The sequence below is a fragment of the Rhodopseudomonas sp. BR0C11 genome (assembly GCF_010820945.1).
Classification (GTDB): Bacteria; Pseudomonadota; Alphaproteobacteria; order Rhizobiales; family Xanthobacteraceae; genus Rhodopseudomonas; species Rhodopseudomonas palustris_H.
Genome location: NZ_QTKI01000731.1, coordinates 1 through 1,127, shown reverse-complemented (window position 1 = coordinate 1,127; position 1,127 = coordinate 1). Strand labels below are relative to the sequence as shown.

Below are 1,127 nucleotides of genomic sequence, written 5' to 3'. Positions count from 1 at the left end.
GCTATATGGCGGGCGTGTTCGGCATTCACCCGCGCGACGCGATCGGCCACACCACCGCGGAGCTGATGTCGCGGTTCGGCTCGCACAAGACCGACGCCAACGACAAACGCGTGCTGGAGACCGGCGAGGGGCTCGGCTTCTACGAGGAGGAGTATCGCGACGCCACCGGCGCGGTGCGGCAGTGGCTGGTCAACAAGATGCCGCTGAAGGACGCCGACGGTCAGATCGAGCGGATCGTCACGGTGGCGCTCGATATCGGCGAACGCAAGCGCGGCGAACTCGAGATGCGCCAGGCCAAGGACGCGGCGGAGGCGGCGCTGCGCAACCTGCGCGAGACCCAGCAGTCGCTGATCGAAGCCGAAAAGCTCGCCGCGCTCGGCCGGCTGGTCGCCGGCGTCGCGCACGAGGTCAACAACCCGGTCGGCATCAGCCTGACGGTGGCCTCGGCGCTGGAGCGCAAGGCCGCGGTGTTCGCCACCGAGGTGGCGCGCGGCGAGTTGAAGCGGTCGCGCCTCAACGAGTTTCTGGAGACGACGCGCGATGCCTCGTCGCAGCTGGTCGCCAATCTCAACCGCGCCGCCGAGCTGATCCAGTCGTTCAAGCAGGTCGCGGCCGACCGCAACTACTCGGATCAGCGCCTGTTCGATCTCGGCGATCTCACCGAGCAGGTGGTGATGAGCCTGCGGCCGGGCCTGCGCAAACACAATCTGACGCTGAACGTCGAGTGCCAGCCCGGGCTGATGATGAATTCCTATCCGGGCCCTTATGGCCAGGTGCTGACCAACCTGTTCCTGAATTCGGTGGCGCACGCGTTTCCAAACGGCCGTGCCGGGACGGTCGAGATCCAGGTGCGGGCGGCGGGCAACGATCACGTCGTGGTCGCGTATTCCGACGACGGCTGCGGCATGAGCCTCGACGTCCGCCGCCGCGCGTTCGACCCGTTCTTCACGACGCGGCGGGACCAGGGCGGCACCGGCCTCGGCCTGCACATCGTCTACAACATCATCACCAACCGGCTCGGCGGCCGGCTCGAACTCGACTCCGAACCGGGCAACGGCACCCGCATCCTGATGACGCTGCCGCGCACCGCGCCGCAGGAGCGCGCCGAGCTTTCGGCGGCTTCGGCC

At 68.1% G+C, this 1,127-nt stretch carries 1 protein-coding gene; it reads left to right on the top strand.

From position 1 onward, the window contains the following. Nucleotides 1-1,127, top strand: a 1,127-nt coding sequence (locus tag DYI24_RS26950; protein ID WP_164574500.1) for a sensor histidine kinase, incomplete at both ends; no start/stop codon positions are given.